The organism is Streptomyces parvus, assembly GCF_032121415.1.
Classification (GTDB): domain Bacteria; phylum Actinomycetota; class Actinomycetes; order Streptomycetales; family Streptomycetaceae; genus Streptomyces; species Streptomyces globisporus_A.
Map to the genome: position 1 here is coordinate 1948356 of NZ_CP135079.1, position 24772 is coordinate 1973127.

21 protein-coding genes and 3 tRNA genes are annotated in these 24772 nt (G+C 72.4%); 12 read left to right on the top strand and 12 right to left on the bottom strand.

What is annotated here, in order from left to right; translation table 11 throughout:
- Nucleotides 1–46 precede the first annotated feature (46 nt).
- Nucleotides 47–1363 (top strand): ABC transporter ATP-binding protein, encoded by a 1317-nt coding sequence (locus tag RNL97_RS09700; RefSeq protein ID WP_313750584.1) that lies wholly within the window; start codon nt 47–49, stop codon nt 1361–1363.
- A gap of 194 nt (nt 1364–1557) precedes the next feature.
- Here RNL97_RS09700 and RNL97_RS09705 read toward each other — a convergent pair.
- The 3 genes from RNL97_RS09705 to RNL97_RS09715 form a co-directional block, all read right to left on the bottom strand.
- A tRNA-Ile gene (locus RNL97_RS09705) sits at nt 1558–1631 on the bottom strand.
- 234 nt (nt 1632–1865) lie between these two features.
- Nucleotides 1866–1938 (bottom strand) — tRNA-Asn (locus RNL97_RS09710).
- A gap of 5 nt (nt 1939–1943) precedes the next feature.
- Nucleotides 1944–2016, bottom strand: a tRNA-Asn gene (locus tag RNL97_RS09715).
- 182 nt (nt 2017–2198) lie between these two features.
- On the opposite strand from RNL97_RS09715, the gene RNL97_RS09720 reads away from it, so the two are divergent.
- From RNL97_RS09720 to RNL97_RS09735, 4 genes are all read left to right on the top strand, one after another.
- Nucleotides 2199–2504 (top strand): YtxH domain-containing protein, encoded by a 306-nt coding sequence (locus RNL97_RS09720; protein WP_030577619.1) that lies wholly within the window; start codon nt 2199–2201, stop codon nt 2502–2504.
- Nucleotides 2505–2562: 58 nt separating this feature from the next.
- Nucleotides 2563–4014, top strand: a complete 1452-nt coding sequence (locus tag RNL97_RS09725; protein ID WP_243313998.1) for an FGGY family carbohydrate kinase — start codon at nt 2563–2565, stop codon at nt 4012–4014.
- 220 nt (nt 4015–4234) lie between these two features.
- Complete coding sequence (locus RNL97_RS09730; protein ID WP_313750585.1) at nt 4235–5968, top strand: ABC transporter ATP-binding protein; 1734 nt, start codon at nt 4235–4237, stop codon at nt 5966–5968.
- Nucleotides 5968–7896, top strand: a complete 1929-nt coding sequence (locus RNL97_RS09735) for an ABC transporter ATP-binding protein (protein ID WP_030577610.1) — start codon at nt 5968–5970, stop codon at nt 7894–7896. The genes RNL97_RS09730 and RNL97_RS09735 overlap by 1 nt, the downstream gene beginning before the upstream one ends.
- A 15-nt stretch (nt 7897–7911) precedes the next feature.
- On the opposite strand, the gene RNL97_RS09740 is transcribed toward RNL97_RS09735, so the two are convergent.
- The 5 genes from RNL97_RS09740 to RNL97_RS09760 form a co-directional block, all read right to left on the bottom strand.
- Nucleotides 7912–9003, bottom strand: a complete 1092-nt coding sequence (locus RNL97_RS09740; protein ID WP_308381853.1) for an RNA polymerase sigma factor — start codon at nt 9001–9003, stop codon at nt 7912–7914.
- Nucleotides 9004–9211: 208 nt separating this feature from the next.
- Entirely contained in the window at nt 9212–11137 is a 1926-nt protein-coding gene (gene dnaG, locus RNL97_RS09745; RefSeq protein ID WP_030577606.1) for a DNA primase, read from the bottom strand.
- Between the two features lie 93 nt (nt 11138–11230).
- A complete protein-coding gene (locus RNL97_RS09750; RefSeq protein WP_030577603.1) occupies nt 11231–12490 on the bottom strand; it encodes an NAD(P)/FAD-dependent oxidoreductase in 1260 nt (419 codons plus the stop codon).
- Between the two features lie 138 nt (nt 12491–12628).
- Nucleotides 12629–13987 carry a deoxyguanosinetriphosphate triphosphohydrolase gene (locus RNL97_RS09755; protein ID WP_313750586.1) on the bottom strand — a complete coding sequence of 453 codons (1359 nt, stop codon included), beginning with the start codon at nt 13985–13987 and terminating at the stop codon, nt 12629–12631.
- Nucleotides 13988–14039: 52 nt separating this feature from the next.
- Nucleotides 14040–14963 (bottom strand): sirohydrochlorin chelatase, encoded by a 924-nt coding sequence (locus RNL97_RS09760; protein ID WP_030577593.1) that lies wholly within the window; start codon nt 14961–14963, stop codon nt 14040–14042.
- Between the two features lie 191 nt (nt 14964–15154).
- Here RNL97_RS09760 and RNL97_RS09765 point away from each other — a divergent pair, with 191 nt between their 5' ends.
- Nucleotides 15155–16036 (top strand): SanA/YdcF family protein, encoded by an 882-nt coding sequence (locus RNL97_RS09765; protein WP_030577591.1) that lies wholly within the window; start codon nt 15155–15157, stop codon nt 16034–16036.
- 98 nt (nt 16037–16134) lie between these two features.
- On the opposite strand, the gene RNL97_RS09770 is transcribed toward RNL97_RS09765, so the two are convergent.
- The 3 genes from RNL97_RS09770 to RNL97_RS09780 form a co-directional block, all read right to left on the bottom strand.
- Nucleotides 16135–16605 carry a gamma-glutamylcyclotransferase family protein gene (locus RNL97_RS09770; RefSeq protein WP_279343861.1) on the bottom strand — a complete coding sequence of 157 codons (471 nt, stop codon included), beginning with the start codon at nt 16603–16605 and terminating at the stop codon, nt 16135–16137.
- An 11-nt stretch (nt 16606–16616) separates the two neighbouring features.
- Entirely contained in the window at nt 16617–16958 is a 342-nt protein-coding gene (cutA, locus tag RNL97_RS09775; protein ID WP_030577587.1) for a divalent-cation tolerance protein CutA, read from the bottom strand.
- A gap of 77 nt (nt 16959–17035) precedes the next feature.
- A complete protein-coding gene (locus tag RNL97_RS09780; RefSeq protein WP_030577585.1) occupies nt 17036–17668 on the bottom strand; it encodes an NADPH-dependent FMN reductase in 633 nt (210 codons plus the stop codon).
- 74 nt (nt 17669–17742) lie between these two features.
- On the opposite strand from RNL97_RS09780, the gene RNL97_RS09785 reads away from it, so the two are divergent.
- From RNL97_RS09785 to RNL97_RS09800, 4 genes are all read left to right on the top strand, one after another.
- Nucleotides 17743–18546, top strand: coding sequence for an aminotransferase class IV family protein (locus tag RNL97_RS09785; RefSeq protein WP_030577582.1), 804 nt, complete (start codon nt 17743–17745; stop codon nt 18544–18546).
- A 68-nt stretch (nt 18547–18614) separates the two neighbouring features.
- Complete coding sequence (locus tag RNL97_RS09790; protein ID WP_313750587.1) at nt 18615–19076, top strand: DUF5990 family protein; 462 nt, start codon at nt 18615–18617, stop codon at nt 19074–19076.
- Between the two features lie 384 nt (nt 19077–19460).
- The gene (locus RNL97_RS09795) at nt 19461–20006 is read left to right on the top strand and encodes a hypothetical protein (RefSeq protein WP_030577576.1); all 546 of its coding nucleotides are present in this window, start codon (nt 19461–19463) and stop codon (nt 20004–20006) included.
- An 82-nt stretch (nt 20007–20088) separates the two neighbouring features.
- Nucleotides 20089–20721, top strand: coding sequence for a class F sortase (locus tag RNL97_RS09800; RefSeq protein WP_243314003.1), 633 nt, complete (start codon nt 20089–20091; stop codon nt 20719–20721).
- A 54-nt stretch (nt 20722–20775) separates the two neighbouring features.
- Here RNL97_RS09800 and RNL97_RS09805 read toward each other — a convergent pair whose 3' ends face one another.
- Nucleotides 20776–21567 (bottom strand): TSUP family transporter, encoded by a 792-nt coding sequence (locus tag RNL97_RS09805; RefSeq protein WP_030577570.1) that lies wholly within the window; start codon nt 21565–21567, stop codon nt 20776–20778.
- Nucleotides 21568–21762: 195 nt separating this feature from the next.
- Here RNL97_RS09805 and nirB point away from each other — a divergent pair, with 195 nt between their 5' ends.
- Entirely contained in the window at nt 21763–24390 is a 2628-nt protein-coding gene (gene nirB, locus RNL97_RS09810; RefSeq protein WP_313750588.1) for a nitrite reductase large subunit NirB, read from the top strand.
- Nucleotides 24390–24749, top strand: a complete 360-nt coding sequence (gene nirD / locus RNL97_RS09815; RefSeq protein ID WP_030577563.1) for a nitrite reductase small subunit NirD — start codon at nt 24390–24392, stop codon at nt 24747–24749. The genes nirB and nirD overlap by 1 nt, the downstream gene beginning before the upstream one ends.
- Nucleotides 24750–24772 lie beyond the last annotated feature (23 nt).

Genomic DNA, 24772 nt, shown 5'->3' on the forward strand with positions numbered 1-24772 from the left:
GCCAGCCCTCTCATCCCGCCAAGCGCGACTCGCACCAGGAGCACCCGTGGGCAGCACCATCACCCTTCACGACCTCGCAAAGACCTACCCCAACGGGCAGAGGGCCGTGCGCCAGGTCTCCCTGACCGTCCAGGACGGGGAGTTCCTCGTCCTGCTCGGGCCCTCCGGATGCGGCAAGTCCACCCTGCTGCGCATGATCGCCGGTCTGGAAACGATCAGCGGGGGCGAGCTGCACCTCGACGGCGAGATCGCCAACGATCTCCAGCCCAGCGACCGCGACATCGCGATGATCTTCCAGAGTTTCGCGCTCTACCCCCACATGACCGCGGCGCAGAACATCGGCTTTCCCCTCGCGGTCCAGAAGCAGGACCCCGACCAGGTGAGTGCCCGCGTGCAGTCCGTTGCCCGGACGCTGGGCATGGGCCACCTCCTGGACCAGACCCCGGGCCGACTCTCCGGCGGCGAGCGCCAGCGTGTCGCCATGGGCCGCGCCGTGGTCCGGCGCCCCTCGGTCTTCCTGATGGACGAACCGCTCTCCGGCCTCGACACCCGCCTGCGTGCCCGCCTGCGCACCGAACTGCTAGCGGTCACCCGGAGCACCGGTGCGACGACCCTCTACGTCACGCACGACCAGGCCGAAGCCATGGCACTGGGCGACCGGGTCGCCGTCATGCGCGACGGGATCCTCCAGCAGGTCGACACCCCCCACAACCTCTACGCACTGCCCGCCAACGCCTTCGTCGCCACCTTCGTCGGCACACCGAGGATCAACCTGCTGCACGGCACGGTGTACGCCCCCGCCGACGGCGTCATGGCGCTCAACCTCGGGGCCCAGAAAATCACCCTGTCCTACCCGCTCACCCACGACCACCAGATGCTCCGCGTAGTCCAGGGACAGCCGCTTCTCATCGGCCTGCGTCCCGAAGCCATCCGCATCGCCGACCAGACACACGCCGCTGCCTTCGAGCGAGCCACGACCGGGGTGGTCGAGCACACCGAGTTCCAAGGCCACGAAGCGCTGCTCCACCTCTCACTCGGCGGACAACAAGCCGACGTGCCGGCCCAACTCCCTGACCACACCCCCCACGACCCGGCTCCCAGAAGCGCCGCCGACTTCCTGCGGCACCTCCGCCGCCGCGCCGGACTCCTCGACCGCCGCCTCACACTCCCCCGAGACCCACAGCCTCCGTCGCGGCCCCCTGCCCGCCAAGGCATCGGGGAACTCGTCATACGCGACAAACCCGGTGCCCGTCATCGAAGGGGGCAGCGCATCCCTCTGCTCATCGACGTACGCAACCTGCTCATCTTCGATGTACGCGGCGAACGCCTCAGTCCCGACCCGACTCAGGTGCCCGAGCTATGACCAGCCTTGAGAAACGCCCCGAAGTCATCTCGACAATGACGACTCACTTAAAACACCAGGTCAGACGCGTCTGAAGCCCCTGACACGCCGCGGTGGCGGGTCTCTACCGCACGGCGCGCGGCCAGTACCGCACGGAAAACCGCCGCAAATCAGCGTTTCCCCAGGCCAGAACGATTCTGCCTGGGGACGCTCGGTGGGGCGGGTGGGACTCGAACCCACGGCCGACGGATTATGAGTCCGCTGCTCTAACCGGCTGAGCTACCGCCCCGTTTCGGCGTGGCGCGTACAAGTGTGCGCACCGTCTGCCGCAGCATAGCCGGTCATACGATCTCTCGCTTCGGTTGGCCGACTTCACCTGATCTTGAGGACGTCGCTGCGTGCTGCCCGGTTGCGGGGAAGATCGAGGAGACCCGAAAGAGTCACACCGAGGCCCCGTCCAGCGCCCGGAAGGGAGGAGGGCGTGGACGCGAAAGAGGACCCCGAAGGGTCCTCTCCCGTACTGCTCCCCCGACTGGACTCGAACCAGTAACCCTCCGGTTAACAGCCGAATGCTCTGCCAATTGAGCTACAGGGGATCGCGCTCCCCCGACTGGACTCGAACCAGTAACCTGCCGGTTAACAGCCGGCTGCTCTGCCAATTGAGCTACAGGGGATTGCTGCGTTGCTTCGAAATCGTACCTGCCTGGCGGCTGCCGAGCGGCGCGCGTTCGCTGCGACACATACATTAGCGCAAGCAGTGGGGTGCTCCGCCAATCGGTATCGCCCGGGGTGATCTCGGGTGCTCGCGGGTAGGCGGGCTGCACACGTCGCACCAAGCGTAGGAAGGGTGGCAGCCATGCGGTACCGGCTCACGTTCATCGCCGGAGTGGCCCTCGGTTACGTGCTCGGCACGCGAGCCGGGCGCGAGCGTTACGAGCAGTTGAAGAAGTCGGCCCAGCGGTTCGCGGAGAACCCCGCGGTGCGCAACGCCGCCGAGAGCGCCGCCCACAGCGGGCGGGACATCGCCGGCAAGGCGTACCACTCGGTCAGCGACAAGGTCGGGGACAAGGTGCCCGCCTCGGTCGCCGAGCGGGTCCGGTCGCTGCGGGACCGCAGCAGCCAGAACGGCTTCGAGGACGACTGGGGGACGACCAACACCTAGGTGCCCGTGGGGCGCCGGTGAGTTACGGGATGGTCCAGCGGTGCGGCAGAATCTCCGTATGGGCATAGTCGCGGGGCTGGACAGTTCTTCCGCCTTCACTCACATCGTCGTCTGCGATACGGATTCGGGCGCCGTGCTCCGGGAGGGGTACGCCGCCCATCCGGTCGAGGCCAAGGCCACCGAGGTCGATCCGCAGGCCTGGCTGCTCTCGCTCGGCGAGGCGGCCTCCGGCGGGCTGCTCGAAGGTGTGCAGGCCATCGGGGTCTCCGCGCAGCAGCACGGGCTCGTCCCCCTGGACCAGCAGGGCAATCTCGTACGCCCGGCCCTGCTCGGCAACGACCGGCGGGCCCAGGTCGCCGCGGCCGATCTCATCGACGGGCTGGGCGGGCGGCAGGCCTGGGCCGAAGCCGTCGGGGCCGTGCCGAGCGCCGCGCAGCCGGTGGCGAAGCTGCGGTGGCTGGCGCGGACCGAGGCGGAGAACGCCCAGCGGGTGGCCGCCGTACTCCAGCCTCACGACTGGCTGGTGTGGCAGTTGCTCGGCCGGCCCGCCCGGCGGACCACGGACCGGGGCGCGGCCTCGGGCACCGGGTACTGGTCGGCCGGGTCCGCCTCCTACCGGCCCGATCTGGTCGAGCTGGCCCTCGGGCACTCCGCCGCGCTGCCTGAGGTGCTCGGGCCCGCCGACTCCGCCGGGACGACCCCGGAGGGGCTGCTGATCTCCGCGGGCACCGGCGAGACCATGGCCGCGGCCTTCGGGCTCGGGGTCGCGGTGGGCGACGCGGTGGTGTCGCTGGGCGCATCCGGGTCCGTGATGGCGGTGCACCACGAGGCGCTCGCCGATTCGAGCGGGATGATCACCTCGTTCGCCGACGCCACCGGCATGCATCTGCCGGTCGTTCACCTCTCCAACGCCGTACGCGCCCTGCGCGGCACCGCCGAGATGCTGGGCCTGGACGGGTTGGAGGAGCTGTCCTCGCTCGCCTTGAAGTCGACGCCCGGCGCCTCCGGGCTCGTCCTGCTCCCCTATCTGGAGGGCGAGCGCACCCCTCAGCTTCCCCACACCGCCGGCACCCTCTGCGGGCTGCGGCGTGAGTCGATGAAGCCGGAGCACCTGGCGCGCGCCTCCTTCGAGGGCATGCTGTGCTCGCTCGCCGATGCTTTGGACGTGCTGCGCGGGCGGGGCGTCGAGGTGCGGCGGGTGTTCCTCCTGGGGGCCGCCGCTGAACTCCCGGCCGTCCAGGCGCTGGCTCCGGCGGTGTTCGGCACCCAGGTCGTGGTGCCGCAGCCCGCGCAGTACGCGGCGATCGGCGCGGCCCGGCAGGCGGCGTGGGCGCTCGGGGTCTCGCAGGGCTCCCTCGACCCGCGCACTCCCCCGCCCTGGCAGGGCGCGGCGGCCCAGGTGCTGGAGCCCGGCGGCGAGCTGGCGGTGGGCGGGGCGGTGCGGCAGCAGTACGCGGCGACCCGGGACCAGATCCACCCCGGCGCCTTCGGCGGCCGGCACCCGGCGTAGCGCCTCGTTCGCCCAACGGCGCGCACCCGCCGCACCGGGCGGAGCCGTGACACCGGAGTGTGTCCGGCGCACGGCCGGGCGACGGCGTGAGCCCGAGCGCGGGGGTCTCCCCCCGGGCTCCAGGTTTGACCCGGGCTTGAGGAAAACGGTTCGCCCGTGGAGTACGGCGTACGCGAAACTGGGTCGGCCTCTGCCTGCCGCCGATTCCGAGAGACCCCGCGTGCTCATAAAACTCCTGCGGGCCCATCTGGGCCCGTACAAGAAACCCATCGTGCTGCTGGTGTTCCTCCAACTGCTCCAGACCTGCGCCACCTTGTATCTGCCCAGCCTGAACGCCGACATCATCGACAACGGTGTCGTCAGCGGTGACACCGGCTACATCCTGGAGTTCGGCGGTCTCATGATCGCCGTCAGCGTTCTGCAGGTCCTGTGCAACGTGGGGGCCGTGTACTACGGGGCCCGTACCGCCTCCGCCCTCGGGCGTGATGTGCGGGCCGCCGTCTTCGACCGGGTGCAGTCCTTCTCCGCCCGGGAGCTGGGGCGCTTCGGGGCGCCCTCGCTGATCACCCGGACCACCAACGACGTCCAGCAGGTCCAGATGCTTGTGCTGCTGTCGTTCACGCTCATGGTGTCGGCCCCGATCATGTGCGTCGGCGGGATCATCATGGCGCTCGGCCTCGACGTGCCGCTCTCCGCCGTGCTGCTGGCCGTCGTGCCGGTGCTCGGCGTCTCGGTCGGCCTCATCGTGCGGAAGATGGGACCGCTGTTCCGCACCATGCAGGAGCGGCTGGACAGCGTGAACCGGGTGCTGCGCGAGCAGATCACCGGCAACCGGGTCATCCGGGCGTTCGTCCGGGACGGGTACGAGGAGAAGCGCTTCCGGCACGCGAACACCGAGCTGACCGATGTCTCGGTGGCGACCGGGCGGCTGATGGCGCTGATGTTCCCGACCGTGATGACGGTGGTGAACCTGTCGTCGATCGCGGTGGTGTGGTTCGGCGCGCACCGGATCGACAGCGGCGGGATGCAGATCGGTGCGCTGACCGCGTTCCTCGCCTATCTGATGCAGATCGTGATGGCCGTGATGATGGCCACCTTCATGTTCATGATGGTGCCGCGCGCCGAGGTGTGCGCCGAGCGCATCGAGGAGGTCCTCGGGACCCAGTCGAGTGTCGTGCCGCCCCTCGCCCCGGTCACGGAGCTGCGGCGGCACGGGCATCTGGAGGTGCGGGGCGCGGAGTTCCGGTACCCGGGTGCTGAGGAGCCGGTGCTGCGGGCCGTGGATCTGGTGGCCCGGCCGGGCGAGACCACCGCGGTCATCGGGTCGACGGGCAGTGGGAAGTCCACGCTGCTCGGGCTGGTACCCCGGCTGTTCGACGTGACGGACGGCGAGGTGCTGGTCGACGGCGAGGACGTGCGGACGCTGGATCCGGCGCTGCTGGCGAAGACGGTGTCCCTGGTGCCGCAGAAGCCGTACCTCTTCTCGGGGACGGTGGCGACGAACCTGCGGTACGGGAATCCGGACGCCACCGACGAGGAGCTGTGGCACGCGCTGGAGGTGGCGCAGGCGAAGGGGTTCGTGGAGGCGCTGGAGCACGGGCTCGACGCGCCGATCGCGCAGGGCGGCACCAATGTGTCCGGCGGTCAGCGGCAGCGGCTCGCGATCGCGCGGACCCTGGTGCAGCGCCCGGAGATCTACCTCTTCGACGACTCGTTCTCCGCGCTGGACTACGCGACCGACGCGGCGCTGCGGGCGGCGCTGGGCCGGGAGACGGCCGGGGCGACCGTGGTGATCGTGGCACAGCGGGTGTCCACCATCCGTGACGCGGACCGGATCCTGGTGCTGGACGAGGGCCGGCTCGTGGGCACCGGCACCCATCACGAGCTGATGGACGGCAATGAAACGTACCGGGAGATCGTGCTCTCCCAGCTGACGGAAGCGGAGGCCGCGTAATGGCCGGTCCGGGCGGACGGATGATGGCCGGGGGCGCGCCCACCGACCGGTCGATGGACTTCAAGGGGTCGAGCAAGCGGCTGCTGAAGCGGTTCGGGCGGGAGAAGACCTTCCTCTGGCTGATGCTGGGCGCGGTGGCGGTGAGCGTCGCGCTGTCGGTGGCCGGGCCGAAGATCCTGGGCAGGGCGACCGACCTGGTCTTCGCCGGTGTCGTCGGGCGGGACATGGCCGAGGGCACGACGAAGGCGCAGGCGATCGAGGGGCTGCGGGAGAACGGCCGCGGGTCGATGGCCGACATGCTGTCGGGCGTGGACTTCACCCCCGGTGAGGGAATCGACTTCGGCGCGGTGGGGAACGTCCTGCTGACCGCCCTGGTGGTGTACGTCGGGGCCGGGCTGCTGATGCTGGTGGCGACCCGCCTGTCGATCCGGGTGATCAACCGGATCGTGTTCCAGCTGCGCGAGGACCTGCAGACGAAGCTGGCGCGGCTGCCGCTGTCGTACTTCGACCGGGCCAAGCGCGGTGAGGTGCTGAGCCGGGCGACGAACGACATCGACAACATCTCGCAGACGCTCCAGCAGACGATGGGCCAGCTCATCAACTCCCTGCTGACGATCGTCGGCGTGCTGGTCGTGATGTTCTGGATCTCGCCGCTGCTGGCCCTGGTCGCGCTGGTGACGGTCCCGCTGTCGGTGGTCGTGGCCACGCGGGTCGGCAAGCGGTCGCAGCCGCAGTTCGTGCAGCAGTGGCGGGTGACGGGCACGCTCAACGCCCATGTCGAGGAGATGTACACCGGGCACACCCTGGTGAAGGTCTTCGGCCGGCAGGAGGAGTCCGCTCGGGACTTCGCCGAACAGAACGAGGCTCTGTACGAGGCGGGCTTCAAGGCCCAGTTCGCCAGCGGGCTCATGCAGCCGCTGATGTTCTTCATCTCGAACATCAACTATGTGCTGGTCGCGGTGGTCGGCGGGCTGCGGGTCGCCTCGGGGGCCCTGTCGATCGGTGACGTCCAGGCGTTCATCCAGTACTCGCGGCAGTTCTCCATGCCGCTGACCCAGGTCGCCTCGATGGCCAACCTGGTGCAGTCAGGTATCGCGTCGGCGGAGCGGGTCTTCGAGCTGCTGGACGCCGAGGAGCAGGACGCGGACCCGGAGCACGGGGAGCGCCCGGAGCGACTGGAGGGCCGGGTCTCGCTGGAGGAGGTCTCCTTCCGCTACGAGCCCGACAAGCCGCTGATCGAGGACCTGTCGCTGAGCGTGGAGCCGGGGCAGACCGTCGCGATCGTCGGTCCGACGGGGGCGGGCAAGACGACGCTGGTCAATCTGCTGATGCGGTTCTACGAGGTGACGGGCGGGCGGATCGCGCTCGACGGGGTCGACGTGGCGAAGATGTCCCGGGACGACCTGCGGTCCTCCCTGGGGATGGTCCTCCAGGACACCTGGCTGTTCGGCGGGACGATCGCGGAGAACATCGCGTACGGCGCTTCGCGCGAGGTCACCCGGGAGGAGATCGAGGAGGCGGCCCGGGCGGCGCACGCGGACCGGTTCATCCGGACGCTGCCCGACGGGTACGACTCGGTGATCGACGACGAGGGGACCGGGGTCAGCGCGGGCGAGAAGCAGCTGATCACCATCGCGCGGGCGTTCCTGTCCGACCCGGTGATCCTCGTCCTCGACGAGGCGACCAGTTCGGTGGACACCCGGACCGAGGTGCTGATCCAGAAGGCGATGGCACGCCTGGCCCACGGGCGTACGTCGTTCGTGATCGCCCACCGGCTCTCCACGATCCGGGACGCGGACGTGATCCTGGTGATGGAGAACGGATCCATCGTCGAACAGGGCACGCACGAGGAGCTGTTGGCGGCCGGTGGGGCCTATGCCCGGCTCTACGCCGCCCAGTTCGCCCAGTCGCTGGCCGAGGTGGACTGACGCCCCTCGCTCGGATCAGTCGAGGTAGCCGCGGAGTTGGTCGGCGAAGGCGTGGTCCCGCAGCCTGCTGAGGGTCTTGGACTCGATCTGGCGGATACGTTCGCGTGTCACGCCGAAGATCCGTCCTATCTCCTCCAGGGTGCGGGGCCGCCCGTCGTCCAGGCCGTAGCGCAGTTGGACGACCTTGCGTTCGCGCTCGCCGAGGGTGGAGAGCACCGCCTCCAGGTGCTGGCGCAGCAGCAGGAAGGCGGCGGACTCGACGGGTGAGGCCGCGTCGCCGTCCTCGATGAGGTCGCCGAAGGAGACGTCGTCCTCCTCGCCGACGGGGGCGTGCAGGGAGACCGGTTCCTGGGCCAGGCGGAGGACTTCGGTGACCCGCTCGGGCGTCAGGTCCAGCTCGACGGCGATGTCCTCGGCGGTCGGCTCGACACCGCGCTCCTGGAGGAGGCGGCGCTGGACGCGGACCACGCGGTTGATCAGCTCCACGACGTGGACGGGAACGCGGATGGTGCGGGCCTGGTCGGCCAGGGCGCGGGACATGGCCTGGCGGATCCACCAGGTGGCGTAGGTGGAGAACTTGTAGCCCCGGGCGTAGTCGAACTTCTCCACCGCCCGGATCAGGCCGAGGTTCCCCTCCTGGACGAGGTCGAGCATGGTCAGCCCGCGGCCCACGTACCGCTTGGCGACGGAGACGACGAGGCGGAGGTTGGCCTCGATCAGGCGGCGTTTGGCGGTGCGGCCCATCACCACCAGCCGGTCCAGGTCCCCGGCGAGGCGGGAGTCGAGGTCCGGGGTGCCCGCGAGGCGTTCCTCGGCGAAGAGTCCGGCCTCGACGCGACGGGCGAGCTCGACCTCCTCGGCGGCGGTGAGCAGCGGGATGCGGCCGATCTCGCGCAGATACTGGCGGAACAGGTCGGAGGTGGGGCCGCCGGAGTCCGCCCGGTTCCTGGGCTCCGGCGGTTCGGGGAGGTGCGTCGCTTCCACCATGACTGCCTCGGGTGCGGGTCCGGGCGGGCCGGCTGCGGTCTCCGGGTGGTGCAGGGCCCTGTTCTGCGCGGGGATGGCCGCCATGGGCGCGGTCGTGGTCGTCACGGTCCGGGTCTGCACGGGGGCGACCTCCAGGTGATCGCTGCCGGTTGACAGGGGCGGAGGCCTCTCCGGACCCGGGTGTTCCCCTGCGGACCGGCGTGCTCCGATGACTCAGACATTCCCCAGTGTGGGGTACGACACACGGCTGTCACGAGGGGCGTGCGGGGACTTTCTGATTCCGGTCCGTCACCGGGCGGTTACCGGCCCGGCGGGTCGGTGGGAGGGCTCAGAGCGCGGCGGCGCCGTGGGCGCGCAGGGTCTGGGCGTACTGCTGGAGGACCCAGACCTCGTTCTGCGCGGCGGCCAGGTCCTGGGGGGCGACGTGGTTGCCGAGGCGGGCGAGGCTGCTCTGTACGTCGGCGATGCGGCGGTCGACGGCGCGCAGCCGCACGTGGACGAGGTGCATGCCGGCGTAGGTCTCGTCGATCGTACGGCCGTGGAAGACCTCGACGGCCAGCTCGGTGACGAGGTTGCGGACGGTGTTGTCGGGGGCGGCGTCCAGGACCGCGCCCAGATACGCCCGGTCGTCGGCGATGCCCTGCTCGGCGCCGCCCGCCTCCTCGATGCAGCGGCGCACGGCGGCGTAGGGCGGGGCGGTGAACTCGTCCACCCCGTACGCGTCGAAGGCCGGGGAGACGAGGGCGGGCTTCTGGAGGGCGAGCTTGAGCAGTTCGCGCTCGGTGCGGTGGGCGGGGCTGCGGAGGTTGAGCGCGGGGCCGGAGAAGGCGGGGGCGGGCGCGGTCTGCCGCGGGGCGCCGCCGCGCGGGCCCCGGCCCTGGGGTCCGCCCCGGCCGCCTCGGTCCCCGTGGTCGCCGCCCTTGTCGCGGGCCCAGCGGGCGAGCTGGGCGACGCGGTGGACGACGAACTCCTGGTCGAGGATGCCGACGAGGCCGGCGAGCTGGACGGCGACCTCGCGCTGCACGCTGCTCGTCTTGATCTTGGCGACGACGGCGGCGGCCTCGTCGAGGGCGGCGGCGCGACCGGCCGGGGTCTCCAGGTCGTAGCGGCCGACGATCTGGCGCAGCGCGAACTCGAAGAGCGGGGTGCGCGGCTCGACCAGGTCGCGCACCGCGTCGTCGCCCTTGACGAGCCGCAGGTCGCAGGGGTCCATGCCGTCCGGGGCGATGGCGATGTAGGTCTCGGCGGCGAACTTCTGGTCGTCCTCGAAGGCGCGCAGGGCGGCCTTCTGACCGGCCGAGTCGCCGTCGAAGGTGAAGATCACGCGGGCGCTGCCGTTGTCCATGAGGAGGCGGCGCAGGATCTTGATGTGGTCGTTGCCGAAGGCGGTGCCGCAGGTGGCGATGGCGGTGGTGACCCCGGCGAGGTGGCAGGCCATGACGTCGGTGTAGCCCTCGACGACGACGGCGCGGCTGGCCTTGGCGATGTCCTTCTTGGCCAGGTCGATGCCGTACAGCACCTGGGACTTCTTGTAGACCGGGGTCTCGGGGGTGTTCAGGTACTTCGGGCCGTTGTCGTCGTCGCGGAGCTTGCGGGCGCCGAAGCCGACGATGTCGCCCGCCGTGTCGCTGATCGGCCACATGAGCCGGCCGCGGAAGCGGTCGATGGGGCCGCGCCGGCCGTCCTGGGAGAGGCCGGAGGTGATCAGCTCCTTGTCGCTGAAGCCCTTGCCGCGGAGATAGCGGGTGAGGTGGTCCCAGCCGGCCGGGCTGTAGCCGACCCGGAAGTGGGCGGCGGCCTCCTGGTCGAAGCCGCGCTCGGCGAGGAACGTGCGGCCGATCTCGGCCTCGGGGCTCTCCAGTGCGCGGACGTAGAACTCGGCGGCGGCCTGGTGGGCCTCGATCAGCCGGATGCGTTCGCCGCGCTGGTGGGAGGGGTTGTAGCCGCCTTCCTCGTACCGCAGGGTGATGCCCGCCTTGGCGGCGAGGCGTTCGACCGTCTCCGAGAAGGAGAGGTGGTCGATCTTCATCACGAAGGCGATCGTGTCGCCGCCCTCCTGGCAGCCGAAGCAGTGGAACAGGCCCTTGCCGGGGCTGACCTGGAAGGAGGGGGACTTCTCGTCGTGGAAGGGGCAGAGGCCCTTGAGATTCCCGCCGCCCGCGTTGCGCAGCTGGAGGTACTCGGACACGACGGCGTCGATCGGGACCGCGTCCCGTACCGCCTTCACGTCGTCGTCATTGATCCTGCCTGCCACGCGTGAAGTCTACGGGTGGGCTCGGACAGCCCGGGTCCCGGCGGGCGGGCGGCCGGGGCGCGGGCGGCGTGGACCACGCCCCGGCCGTGCGTCTCAGAGCAGGGAGTCCAGCGGGACCGACGGGTCGGCGAGGGCCTCCGGGTCGTGCTGCTGACGGGCCCGGATCAGCTCCTGGACCGTCTCGGTGACATCCCACACGTTGACGTTCATCCCGGCGAGGACGCGGCGGTCCTTCAGCCAGAACGCGATGAACTCCCGCTTCCCGGCGTCGCCCCGGATGATCACCTCGTCGTAGGAGCCGGGCGGGGCCCAGCCGGAGTATTCGAGGCCCAGGTCGTACTGGTCGGAGAAGAAGTACGGGATCCGGTCGTACGTCACGTCCTGGCCGAGCATGGCGCGGGCGGCGGCCGGTCCGCCGTTCAGGGCGTTGGCCCAGTGCTCGACGCGCAGCCGGGTGCCGAGCAGCGGGTGGGCGGCCGCGGCGACGTCCCCGGCGGCGTAGATGTGCGGGTCGGAGGTGCGCAGCGAGGCGTCCACCGCGATGCCGCCGCCGTGGGCCCGGTCGGCCAGCTCCAGGCCCGCGGCCTCGGCGAGGGCGGATCGCGGGGCGGCGCCGATCGCGGCGAGCACGTCGTGGGCGGGGTGCTCCTCGCCGTCGTCGGTGCGGGCGGCGAGCACCATGCCGTCCTGGCCGGTGATCTCGGTGAGGCGGGCGCCGAAGTGGAAGCGGACGCCGTGCGAGCTGTGCAGCTCGGTGAAGATCTGGCCCAGCTCGGGGCCGATGACCTGGTGCAGCGGGGTGGGCTCGGGCTCGACGACGGTCACCTCGGCGCCGTAGCCCCGGGCGGCGGCGGCGACCTCCAGGCCGATCCAGCCGGCTCCGGCGATGACCAGGTGGCCGTTGTCGCGGCCGAGGGCGGCGAGCACGTTGCGCAGCCGGTCGGCGTGGGCGAGGCGGCGCAGGTGGTGGACGCCGGCCAGGTCGGTGCCGGGGATGTCGAGGCGGCGCGGTTCGGAGCCGGTGGCCAGCAGCAGCTTGTCGTAGTGGATGACGGTGTTGTCGCCGAGCTGCACGGTCCGGGCGTACCGGTCGAGCGCGGTGACCGGCTGGCCGAGGTGCAGCTCGATGTCGGCGCCCGCGTACCAGGGGCGTTCGTGGGTGAAGACGCTGTCCCGGTCGGCCTTGCCCTCCAGGTATCCCTTGGAGAGCGGCGGGCGTTCGTAGGGGTGGTCGCGCTCGTCGCCGATGAGGATCACCCGGCCGGTGAACCCTTCGGCCCGCAGTGTTTCGGCGGCCTTCGCCCCTGCGAGTCCTGCTCCGACGATGACGAACGTCTGGTGTGCGTCGACCACTTGATGCCTCCTCAGTGCTGTGCTGCGCGGCGCCCCCACAGCTGCGAGCGTCCCGCACGCAGCGTGATGGCGAAAGAGGGTGTGCCCCGGACAGGTCACACCCAGTGGTCAGAAGTCCGGCCCCTTCCAGTCTGCCGGTCAGCCGCGACGGGCGGTGAGCGCGGCGTGCAGGGATCGTGCGGAGGCGTCGGTGAGGGCGGCGATCTGGTCGATCAGGACCCGCTTGCGGGCGTGGTCGTCGGGGGCCTGGTCGAACAGGGCGCGGAAGTGCGGCTCCAGGCCCTCGGGGGCGCGGGCGGTGAGGGCGGCGGCCAGCTCGGCGATGACGACGCGCTGGTCGGCGCGGAGGGTCTCCTGCTCGGCGCGCTGCATCACGTAACGGTCGGCGACCGCCTTGAGGACGGCGCACTCGTGGCGGACGGTGCGCGGAACGACCAGCTCCGCGCCGTACCGGCCGAGGCGGCCGGGGCCGTACACCGCGCGGGTGGCGGTCTCGGCCTCGGTGCAGAAACGGCCGATCAGCTGGCTGGTGGCGTCCTTCAGCCGGGCCTGGGCCACGGCGGAGCCGTCGTAGCCGTGCGGCCACCATTCCTGGTCGATCAGCCGGTCCAGGGCCTCGGCCAGCTCCTGCGGGTCGGTGTCGGCGGGGACGTAGCGGCCGATGGCGACCGCCCAGATCTCCTCGCGCTCCGGCTCGGCGTAGAGGCAGTTGGGGTCGATGTGCCCGGCATGCAGCCCGTCCTCGAAGTCGTGCACGCTGTACGCGACGTCGTCGGACCAGTCCATGACCTGGGCCTCGAAGCAGGTGCGCTCCTCGGGGGCGCCCTCGCGGGCCCAGGCGAAGACCGGGAGGTCGTCGGCGTACACCCCGAACTTCACCGAGTGCGGGTCGGTGGGGTGCGCGCCGCGCGGCCACGGGTACTTGGTGGCAGCGTCCAGGGCGGCCCGGGTGAGGTTGAGGCCGACGCTGACCAGCTTGCCGGTGCGCGGGTCGTGGACGAAGCGCTTGGGCTCCAGGCGGGTCAGCAGGCGCAGCGACTGGGCGTTGCCCTCGAAGCCGCCGCAGTCGGAGGCGAAGTCGTTGAGCGCCTGCTCGCCGTTGTGGCCGAACGGCGGGTGGCCCATGTCGTGCGAGAGGCAGGCCGTCTCCACCAGGTCGGGGTCGCAGCCGAGGACCGCGCCGAGCTCGCGGCCGACCTGGGCGCACTCCAGGGAGTGGGTGAGCCGGGTGCGGGGGCTGGCGTCCCACTGGTGGGAGCGGGTGCCGGGGGTGACCACCTGGGTCTTCCCGGCGAGCCGGCGCAGGGCGGCGGAGTGCAGGACCCGGGCGCGGTCGCGCTGGAAGGCCGTGCGGCCGGGCCGCTTGTCCTCCTCGGTGTCGAAGCGCTGGGTGTCGGCGGGGCCGTAGGGGCTCGCCCCCGTAGCGCTCTGTGCGCTCCGTGCGCCGTGCGTGCCGTGTGCCGGTTCTGCCCCGTGTGCGCCCTGTGTGCCGTCCATGGTCCCGACAGTAGCGACCGGGGCGGGCAACGGGCGTGAGCGGGCCGGGATGTCAGGCGGAAGCGAGCAAGCTCACCGCGTCGACGCCCCCTGACGCCGCTCGTGCCTGGTCGTAGCGGTGCAGGACGAGGCGGGCCATCGCCGGGTGGGCGCCGAGCGGGGCGGCGGCCCGGTGCGGTACGGCGTCGGCGCAGGCGCTCGCGAAGCGGCCGGGGGCGGTGAAGTACGAGGCGACGTAGGCCCGGTGGCGTCCTCGGGCGGCGAGTGCGCGCAGGGCGGCCGGGACGGTGGGCGTGGTGGCGGAGGCGTACGCGGGAACGACGGGCACGCCGAGGCGTTCGGCGAGCAGGCGGGCGGTGCGCCGGGTGTCCTGGGCGGAGTCGGGGTCGCGGGACCCGGCGGCGGCGAGGACCACGGCGGCGTGGCGGCCGCCGTGGTCGGCGACGTCCCAGCCGGCCTCGACGAGCCGCCCGTACAGCGCCTCGACGAGTAGGGGGTGCGGGCCGAGGGGCGCGGCGATCCGGGTCCGTACGGAGGGGGCGGCGGCCGTCGCCGCGGGCAGGTCGCGCTTGACGTGGTGGCCGCGCCCCAGGAGCAGCGGTACGAGGACGGCTTCGGCCCCGCGCAGGGCCGTAAGGGTGTCCGGGAGCAGCGGCGCGTTCAGCTCGATGTGGCCGAGCCGGACATCGAGGCCGGGGCGCAGGTCGCGGACCCGGTCCAGGAGGGCCAGCACGGTGCGCAGGGCCTGCGGGTCGCGGCTGCCGTGCGCCACGGCGACCAGGGCCGGGGCGGAGGCGCCGCCGTCCGCTGCGGGGCGGTCGGGGTGCCGGGTGCGATGCATGGGTCTGCGGGTTCCGTTCCGGGAGACGAGGCTGAGCTGTGCGCCGAGCTGGTCGGTGATGCGGGCGAGAAGGTGCGCGGTGCTGTCGGTCAGCGGGGGTGACTGTTGAGGCTGTTCCGGGTCCGGCTCCGTCATGGACCGATGGTGCCGGGCGGAGGTTGCCGGGCCGTTGCGTGAGGGTCACGGGCGTTTTCCGCCACCTCACGGCGGGGGCGGGGGCGGTGTGCGGAGGCGCCCCGGGGGCCCTTGGGCGAACCTTTGCGGCGCGCCGGTCGTCAGGTGGGGTGGGGGCACGGCGCGGCCGACGGACGGACGACGCGGGGACGATGGGGGTTGCGGTGCGTGGGAAGAGCGGGGAGATACGGAAGCGGTCCGGGCGGTGGACGGGCTCGCGGCTTCCGGAGGGGCTCGGTCCCCGGCTCCGTGAGCGGCTCGCGGCCGTGCGGCTGCCGGGGCGGCCCCCGTTGCGGCTGCCCCTCCGGTTCGCCGGGCCGCGGCTGCCGGGGCGGTCCGTGCCCCGGCTCCGTGAGCGGCTCGCGGCCGTGCGGCTGCCGCGTACCCGGCGGGGGCAACGGCGGCTGGTGCAGGGGCTGATGGTCGCCGGTGTGCTGGCGCTGGCGCCCGCGACCTGGATGCGGCTGGGGGCCGGTGACCGGGTGGGCACGGCGGCCGGGGCTCCGGCCCGGGAGGTCGCCGTGGTGTTCGGGGCCGGGCTGTGGAACGGGCGGCCGACCCCGTACCTCGCGCACCGGCTGGACGCGGCGGCCGAGCTGTACCGCGCAGGGAAGGTCGAGGTCGTCCTCGTCACCGGGGACAACAGCCGGGTGGAGTACGACGAGCCGGACGCGATGCGCACGTACCTCACCGGGCGCGGGGTGCCCGACCGGCGGATCGTGAGCGACTACGCCGGATTCGACTCCTGGGACTCCTGCGTCCGGGCCAAGAAGATCTTCGGGGTCGACCGGGCGGTGCTGGTGAGCCAGGGCTTCCACATCCACCGGGCGGTCACGCTGTGCCGGTCCGCCGGGATCGACGCGTACGGCGTCGCGGTCGACGAACCCCGGGACGCCACCTGGTACTACGGCGGCGCCCGGGAGCTGGCCGCCTCGGGCAAGGCGGCCCTGGACGCCCTGTTCCGGCCCGACCCGCGCTTCCTGGGGCCCGAGGAGCCGGGCGTGGCGGAAGCTCTGGCGGCCGGGGCGCGCTGACGGGCCCGGGGCGCGGCCGAGCCGCTTGCCGGGCGGATGAAGCCGGGCGCACGTCCGGCGTAAGGCCGGGACACGTCCGACGTCGGGTGGGCGCCCCCTCAGGAGTCGTCCGGTGCGCGGCCGGTGACCCACCGCCCCTCGGGGATCAGCACGCCGCCGGTCCGCAGCGAGCGGGTGACGGCGGTCGCGGCGAGGTAGACCCAGGCCCGCGCGGGGCCCCCGTCCCCGGTCCCCGGCAGCTCGACCTCGCGGACGACGCGTTCGTACAGGTTGCGCGGGTGGCCGGGCCCGAGGAACTCCTCCAGGTGGTCCAGCAGCCCGAGCAGTTCCCCGTACACCCCGGGCGCGGCGACGAGCAGGGTGCCGTGGACGCGGCCGTGCCCCTCGATGGCGTACGGGTAGCCGGGGCCGTCGTAGAGGAGGGCCCGGGGCAGCACGGCCGGGCGCTCCCCTGCCGTACGGCCCCGGAGGAACAGGTCGTGGTTGGGTTCGCCCGGCAGCAGCGTCCCGTACACGAAGAAGGGCAGTTCGGCGTCGGCGGGGCCGCCGCCCGGACCGGGGGTGGTCATGAGCGCCGCCGTCACAGGGCTGCCGGAGGAGCCGTCTCCGCCGTCACCCAGCCGAGGTAGCGGGCGCTGCCCCGGATCACCGGCAGGGCGATGATCTCCGGCGTGTCGTAGTCGTGCTCCCGCTGGAGGTGCTCCTCCAGTTCGTCGTAGCGCTCCGCCGTCGTCTTGAAGAGCACCTGCCACTCCTGGCTCGTCTCGATGGCGTTCCGCCACCGGTAGACGGAGGTGACGGGGGCGGAGATCTGCGCGCAGGCCGCCAGCCTGGCCTCCACCGCCGACTGCGCCAGGGCGTGGGCCTTGTCCTCGCTGTCGGTCGTGGTCAGTACGGTCAGCCATGCCGGCGGCGCTGTCATCGTCGGTCTCCTCGGAATGCGGACTCGGTGGGCACCCTGCCCGTGGGCCTTCGATGCGATTGTCGGCCCGCCGGGCGTCAGGCGCCGTACGGGCGGGAGTTTCTGGCGTCGCGCAGGGCGGTGCCCCACCACACCACCTGGTCCAGCAGCACCTTGGCGGCCGCGTCGGCGGGGCCCGGGTCCCGGTGGCGCCCTTCGTCGTCGAAGAGGGCGCCCGCGTTGTGGAAGGACACGGTGTCGCGGACGGTGACGGTGTGCAGCTCGGCGAAGACCTGCCTCAGGTGCTCGACGGCGCGCAGCCCGCCGGAGATGCCGCCGTACGACACGAAGGCGACGGGTTTGGCCTGCCATTCGGCGCTGTGCCAGTCGATGAGGGTCTTCAGCGGTGCGGGGAACGAGTGGTTGTACTCGGGGGTGAGGACGACGAAGGCGTCGGCCGCCGCGAGCCGTTCGGAGACCGCGGCGAGCCGCGCCGCCTCCTCCGGCCCGGGGCTGAAGGTGATCGCGGTGGGCAGATCGGCCTCGGCGACGTCGATCAGTTCGGTCTCGATGCCGGGGTGCCGGGCCGCGCGGCCCAGGAACCAGTCGGCGACGACGGGGCCGAAGCGGCCGTCGCGGTTGCTGCCGAGGATGACGGCGACCTTGAGGGCGTCCGCCCCGGCGGAGGAGGCGGAAGACGTGGATGACGTGGATGCGGCTGTGGTGTCCATGGCGTCGACCTTTCTGCCTCAACCATGGTTGAGGTCAAGCCCGCCCGTATCGCCGCACGGCCTACGGTGGCCGCATGACGACGCAGCCGCCCCCGCCCCACATCGAGTTCGACGGCCTCCCGGCCACCGAGGAGACCCTGCGGATCCCCGCCCTGTACGGCTTCGGCCACTTCACCGCGCTCCAGGTGCGGGACGGCCGGGTGCGGGGCCTGGGCCTGCATCTCGCGCGGCTGGACGCCGCCAACCGGGAGCTGTTCGCCCTGCCGCTGGACGGCGACCGGGTACGGGAGCTGGTCCGGCACGCCCTCGCCCGGGCGGGGCGGCGGGACGCCTCGGTGCGGGTGAACGCCTATCTGCCGGCCGGGGCGGCGCGTACGACCGTGATGGTGACGGTCCGGGAGCCCGCCGTGATGCCGTCCCGGGCGCGGAGCCTGATGTCGGTGCCGTACGCGCGCACCGCACCGCACATCAAGCGGCCCGGCGAGTTCGGGCAGACGTACTACGGGGTGCTGGCCGGGCGGGCCGGGTTCGACGACGCGCTGCTGACCGCGCCGGGCGGCGTGGTGACCGAGGGGGCGATCACCAACATCGGCTTCTGGAACGGGTCCTCGGTGGTGTGGCCCGACGCTCCGGCGCTCACCGGCATCACGATGGCCCTGCTGGAACAGGGCCTGGAGCGGACCGGACGGCCCTCGGTCCGCCGTCCGGTGACGCTGGACGGGCCGGACGGGGTGGGCCGTTTCTCCGCCGCCTTCGTCTGCAACTCGCAGGGCATCGCGCCGGTGCGGCGCATCGACGACACCGTGTTCGCGGTGGACGAGGAGCTGATGAAGGAGCTGGGCGCGGTGTACGACAGCGCTCCGGAGGACACCGTGTGAGGCTCCCGCGGGGGGCGCCTTGCGGGAGGGCGGGGCCGGCGGTCCCCGCCGTGCCGGACCATGGGGGCATGCAGATCCACATCGAGGCCTCGGCCCTCCCCGGCCGCGCCTGCGGCCCGGACAGCGACTTCGCCGGCTACGAGAACATCCACGTCGGCGTCCAGCGCAAGGACCGGCCGGGCGAGCTGCTCGGCCTGCACCCCGGGGACGCCCCCTCCGCGTCGTGGGTGCTCGACTGCGAGGCCGCCGTGACGGAGGACGGGGTCGAGGTGTCGGGGCCCTACGTGCAGAACCGGCTGGGCGGGCGGTTCGTCTATCTGTCCTGGGGCACGGTGGACGGCACCGGGGCCTTCAGCATGTTCCGGCGCGCGAAGCTGATGTTCAGCGACATCGATCCGGACGTCCTCGCCGCGGCCGCGCGCTCCGGGCAGCTCACCGGGCGGCTCGGGCTCACCGACGCCAAGGGGCAGCCCCTGTGCGCCCGGGTGCGTCCGCCGCAGGTCGTCTGGAGCGCCACGGGCGGGGCCTGAGCACCCCGTACGCCGGCCGGAGGGGGATCCGACACCGGCCCCATCGGTCCAGGGGGGGGAGTGGACCGGTGGGGCCGGGTGCCGTGGGGGGCGGGGATCCGTCCCGTGGGGGGTGTCTTGCGTTTGCCCGGGGTCCACCAGGACATACATGTGACCTACGTCACACTTCACGTACGCACCTCACCCGATCGGCACCCGACGCGGCAGCACGGACCGAACGGCCCAGCCGCACCGCCGCGACCTGCGGTGATCCATTGGGGCAAGGGTGCCGCGCCGGTCCGTACGGGTGAAAGCTGACCCCACGTCAGGAGGCGTGGCGGGTCGCGCCCCCGTTGGCTCGGGGACAGGACACACCCGCTCGCGCCGTCTGCCCGGAGGATCCCCATGCGCAGTCCTGCCCGCCTCGTGACCGGCACCGTCGGTGCCGCGTTCACCGTCATCGCGTTCGGTCTCACCGCCGCCGCTCCGTCCGCGTACGCGGGTGACTTCGGCCGTCTGGAGATCACCCCGGCGACCGCTCCCCCCGGCGCCACCATCACCGTGAACACCACCGCCTGCGGCAAGAAGGGCTCGGGCATCGGCGACGCGAACGAGCTGGACGCCGGGGACTTCGAGATGCGCCCCGGCACCCACAAGGAGGTCGTGGTCGGCCGGTTCACCGTGCCGCACGACACCCGGCCCGGTGTCTACGAGATCGTCGTCTCCTGCGACAACGGCAAGGACGCGGTCGGCGACCTCGAGGTGATCGGCGGCGGCAAACACGAGAAGCCCATCCACGACCGGCCGTCCGGCCATGTGCGGACCGGGGTCGGCGGCAGCGTCGAGCCGAACTCCACGCAGGTCGCCCTCGGCGTCGGCGTGATCGGCCTGGCCGCCGTCGGCGGACTGTGGCTGCTGCGCCGCCGCTCCGAGGGCGCCGAAGGAAGCTGAACCGCCGCTTCCCCTCTGACCGGGCGGGGCGCGTCCCCGAGCGCGTCCCGCCCGCCCCGGACCACCGACCGAGGACGACGCCGTGTCACCGAGCGCGCAGAAGGCCAAGGGCTGGCTGGTGGGCATCGCCGTACTGTGCGGCATCTGGCTCATCCAGAACGGGCCCGGCGGCCAGCTGATCCCGCCGCAGCCCTCCAGTGCCCAGGCCTTCGCCGCCGGACCCCAGCTCCAGCCCGGCTCCCCGGTCGCCGAGCCGCTGAACCCCTCCGATCCGGTCCGCATCCGCATCCCGACCATCGAGGTGGACGCGCCGATGACGCCGCTGGGGCTGGCCGCCGACGGCAGCCTCGACGTACCGCCGGACGAGGACCGCAATCTCGCGGGCTGGTACCGGGACGGCGTCCCGCCCGGCGCGCAGGGCACCGCGATCGTCGCGGGACACGTGGACAACGCGCAGGGCCCGTCCGTCTTCTACGCCCTGGGCGCCCTGACCAAGGGGGCCCGGGTCGAGGTGGACCGCCGGGACGGGCGTACCGCCGTGTTCTCGATCGACGCCATCGAGGTCTACGACAACGACGACTTCCCCGACCAGCGCGTCTACGGCGACGCGCCGCACGCCGCGCTCCGGCTGATCACCTGCGGCGGCGGCTTCTCGAAGGAGACCGGCTACCAGGGCAACGTGGTGGCGTACGCGCACCTCACGGACGTGCGCTGACCACCGGGGGCCGTCGGGTCCCAGATCCGCCGGACACGCCCCGGCCCAGGAACGCTACGCGTTCCACTGGTCGAAGCCGAGCTTGGCGACCAGCGAGAACACCACCGTCAGCAGCACCGCCCGGACGAAGCCGCTCCCCCGGCTCAGTGCCATCCTCGCCCCGATCATCCCGCCCGCGAGGTTGAAGACGGCCATCACGGCCGCGAGCTGCCACAGCACGGTGCCCTGGTACGCGAACATCGCCAGTGCCCCCGCGTTGGTGCACACGTTGACGATCTTCGCGGTGGCCGACGCGGTGACCAGGTCGAGGTGGAGCACGGCGGTCAGGGCCAGCACCAGGAAGGTGCCGGTGCCCGGCCCGAACAGCCCGTCGTAGAAGCCGATCCCGCCGCCGACCAGCACGATCGCCGTGATGATCCGGGCCCGGCCGGCCGGCCGGCCCGTGCCGTCGCCCGCCGCAGCCGTACCGAAGGACGGGCGCAGCATCACGAAGGCCGCGACCCCCAGCAGCACGACCATGATCACCGGGCGGAGCACCTCGCTGCTGATCCCGGCGGCGAAGAACGCGCCCGTCATCGACCCGGCGAGCGCCGTCAGCCCGATCCGCACCGCCAGCCCCACCCGTACCTGGGTTCTGCGCAGGAAGGTCACCGCCGCACCCGAGGTGCCCACGATCGCGACGGCCTTGTTGGTGCCGAGGACCTGGGCCGCCGGTACGTGCGGCAGGCCGAGCAGCAGCGCGGGCAGGAGCAGCAGTCCGCCGCCGCCCACCACCGCGTCGATCCAGCCCGCGGCGGCCGCGGCGAGACAGAGGAGGATCAGCGTCGTCAGGGTTATGTCAGGCACGAACCGACATTAGACGGCTGTCGCCGGGGCTCCGTTCCCCAGGGGTCGTCCCGCCTCGGCCCGCCGTCCTGCCCTCACAGGGACCGGGCCCGGTCGCTGAGCGCAAGGTTCCGCCCGGGAAACAGACGGGATGCCGCCGGGTAACACCTCCCGCCCAGGCTCGGGGCATGAGGACAACCGACGGAGGCCACTGAGATGCCGGAGCCCACCTTCGAGCCGCGCACCACCGCCGCCGCCTCGAACACCACCCCGAACACCCAGGCGCACACCGCCGCCCCGACGATCGTGGTCGTCGGGCACGGCATGGTGGGCCAGCGGTTCCTGGAGGCGCTGGCCGAGCGCGGGCTGACCCCGGCGGCCGGCGGCGCCCGGGTCGTCGTGCTCTGCGAGGAGCCCCGGCCGGCCTACGACCGGGTGCGGCTCACCTCGTACTTCGCCGGACAGAGCCCCGAGGACCTCTCGCTGGTGGAGCCGGACTTCATGGCCCGGCACGGCATCGAGCTGTACGTCGGCGACCCGGCGACCGCCGTGGACCGGGCGGGACGGACGGTGACCGCGCGGTCCGGGGCGGTGTTCCCGTACGACACCCTGGTGCTGGCGACGGGCTCGTACCCCTTCGTGCCGCCGGTGCCGGGGAAGGACGCCCGGGGCTGCTTCGTCTACCGGACGATCGAGGACCTGCTCGCGATCGAGGAGTACGCGAAGGGCGCGGCGAGCGGCGCGGTGGTCGGCGGCGGGCTGCTGGGTCTGGAGGCGGCCGGGGCGCTGAAGGGGCTCGGCCTGGCCACGCATGTCGTGGAGTTCGCGCCCCGGCTGATGCCGGTCCAGGTGGACGAGGGCGGGGGCGCGGCGCTGCTGCGGACGATCCAGGACATGGGGCTGACCGTGCACACGGGGGTCGGCACGCAGGAGGTCACCGCGGGCGAGGACGGGGCGGTGACCGGGATGTCCCTCTCCGACGGGTCCTCGCTCGCCGTCGATCTGGTCGTCTTCTCGGCGGGCGTACGGCCCCGGGACCAGCTGGCCCGGCAGTGCGGCCTCGCGGTCGGGGAGCGCGGCGGGATCGTCGTGGACGAGGAGTGCCGGACGTCGGATCCGGCGGTGTTCGCGATCGGCGAGTGCGCGCTGACCGCCGACGGCCGGGTGTACGGGCTGGTAGCGCCGGGCTACGAGATGGCCCGGACGGCGGCCGAGGTGATCGCGGGCGGGCGGTCCGCGTTCACGGGGGCGGACCTGTCGACGAAGCTGAAGCTGCTCGGGGTGGACGTGGCCTCGTTCGGCGACGCGCACGGGGCGGCCGAGGGCTCGTTCGACGTCGTGTACTCCGACGCCCGGGCGGGGGTCTACAAGAAGCTGGTGGTCGGGCCGGACGGGACCCTGCTGGGCGGGGTGCTGGTCGGGGACGCGGAGCAGTACGGCACGCTGCGGCCGCTGACGGGCACGGTACTGCCCGTCGCCCCCGAGCAGTTGGTGCTGCCGGCCGGGGCGGGCGGCGGCCCGGTGCCGCTCGGACCCGGCGCGCTGCCGGACGAGGCGGTGATCTGCTCCTGCCACAACGTGACCAAGGGCGCGATCTGCGGGCACACCACCCTGCCCGAGGTGAAGAAGTGCACCAAGGCCGGTACGGGGTGCGGTAGTTGCCTCAAGGTGATCGGGCAGCTGATGCCTCCGCCGGAGGACTCGGGGCTGTGCGGCTGCTTCCCGTACAGCCGCAGCGAGCTGTACGAGATCGTGCGCACCCTGGAAGTCACCTCGTTCATGGAGTTGCTCGACTCGCACGGCCGCGAGGAGGCGCGGGGCGGCGACGGCTGCGAGGTCTGCAAGCCGACGGTCGGCTCGGTCATCGCCTCGCTGGCCCCCACGGTCGGCGCGAGCGGCTATGTGCTGGACGGCGAGCAGGCGGCGCTCCAGGACACCAACGACCACTTCCTGGCCAACCTCCAGCGCAACGGGTCGTATTCGATCGTGCCGCGCATCCCGGGCGGTGAGATCACCCCGGAGAAGCTCATCGTGATCGGCGAGGTGGCCCGTGACTTCGGCCTCTACACGAAGATCACCGGCGGCCAGCGCATCGACCTCTTCGGCGCCCGGGTCGACCAGCTCCCGCTGATCTGGACCCGTCTGGTGGACGCGGGCTTCGAGTCCGGGCACGCGTACGGCAAGTCGCTGCGCACGGTCAAGTCCTGTGTCGGGCAGACCTGGTGCCGCTACGGCGTGCAGGACTCGGTGCGGATGGCGATCGACCTGGAGCTGCGCTACCGGGGCCTGCGCTCCCCGCACAAGCTGAAGTCGGCGGTCTCCGGCTGCGCCCGCGAGTGCGCGGAGGCCCGGGGCAAGGACTTCGGGATCATCGCGACCGCCCAGGGCTGGAATCTGTACGTCGGCGGCAACGGCGGGGCCACTCCGCGCCACGCGGACCTGCTGGCCCAGGACCTCTCCGACGCCGAACTGGTGCGGCTGATCGACCGGTTCCTGATGTTCTACATCCGTACCGCCGACCGGCTGGAGCGCACCTCCGCCTGGCTGGAGCGGATCGACGGCGGCCTGGACCACGTCCGGGACGTGGTCGTCCACGACTCGCTGGGGCTCTGCGAGGAGCTGGAGCGGCTGATGGCCGACCATGTCGCGGGCTACCGCGACGAGTGGGCGGAGACCATCGCCGACCCGGAGCGGCTGCGCCGCTTCGTCACCTTCGTCAACGCCCCCGACGCCCCCGACCCCTCGGTGAGGTTCGTTCCGGAGAGGGACCAGATCAAGCCGGATCTGGAGCTGCTCGCGGGACCCGTCCTCGCCGTCCGCACCCTCGAAGGGACCGCATCCTGATGGCTACGGCGACGATCACGACAGCGCGGGACACCGGATCCGTCCGGCTCGCCCACGGCGAGGACTGGCTGACGGTCTGCGAGCGGGGGCTGCTGATCCCCGGCCGGGGGGTGGCGGTGCTGCTGCCGGACGGGGACCAGGCGGCCGTCTTCACGGACCGGGCCGGCCGGGTGTACGCGATCGGCAACCGGGACCCGTTCACCGGGGCGTACGTCCTCTCGCGCGGGCTGCTCGGCTCGGCGGGCGGGCGGCCGTTCGTGGCCTCACCGCTGCTGAAGCAGCGCTTCGACCTGGCGACGGGAGCGTGCCTGGACGACGAGGAGGTGTCGGTGCCGGTGTTCGCCGTACGGGCGGACTGACCCCCGGCCCGCGGGAAGGGGCA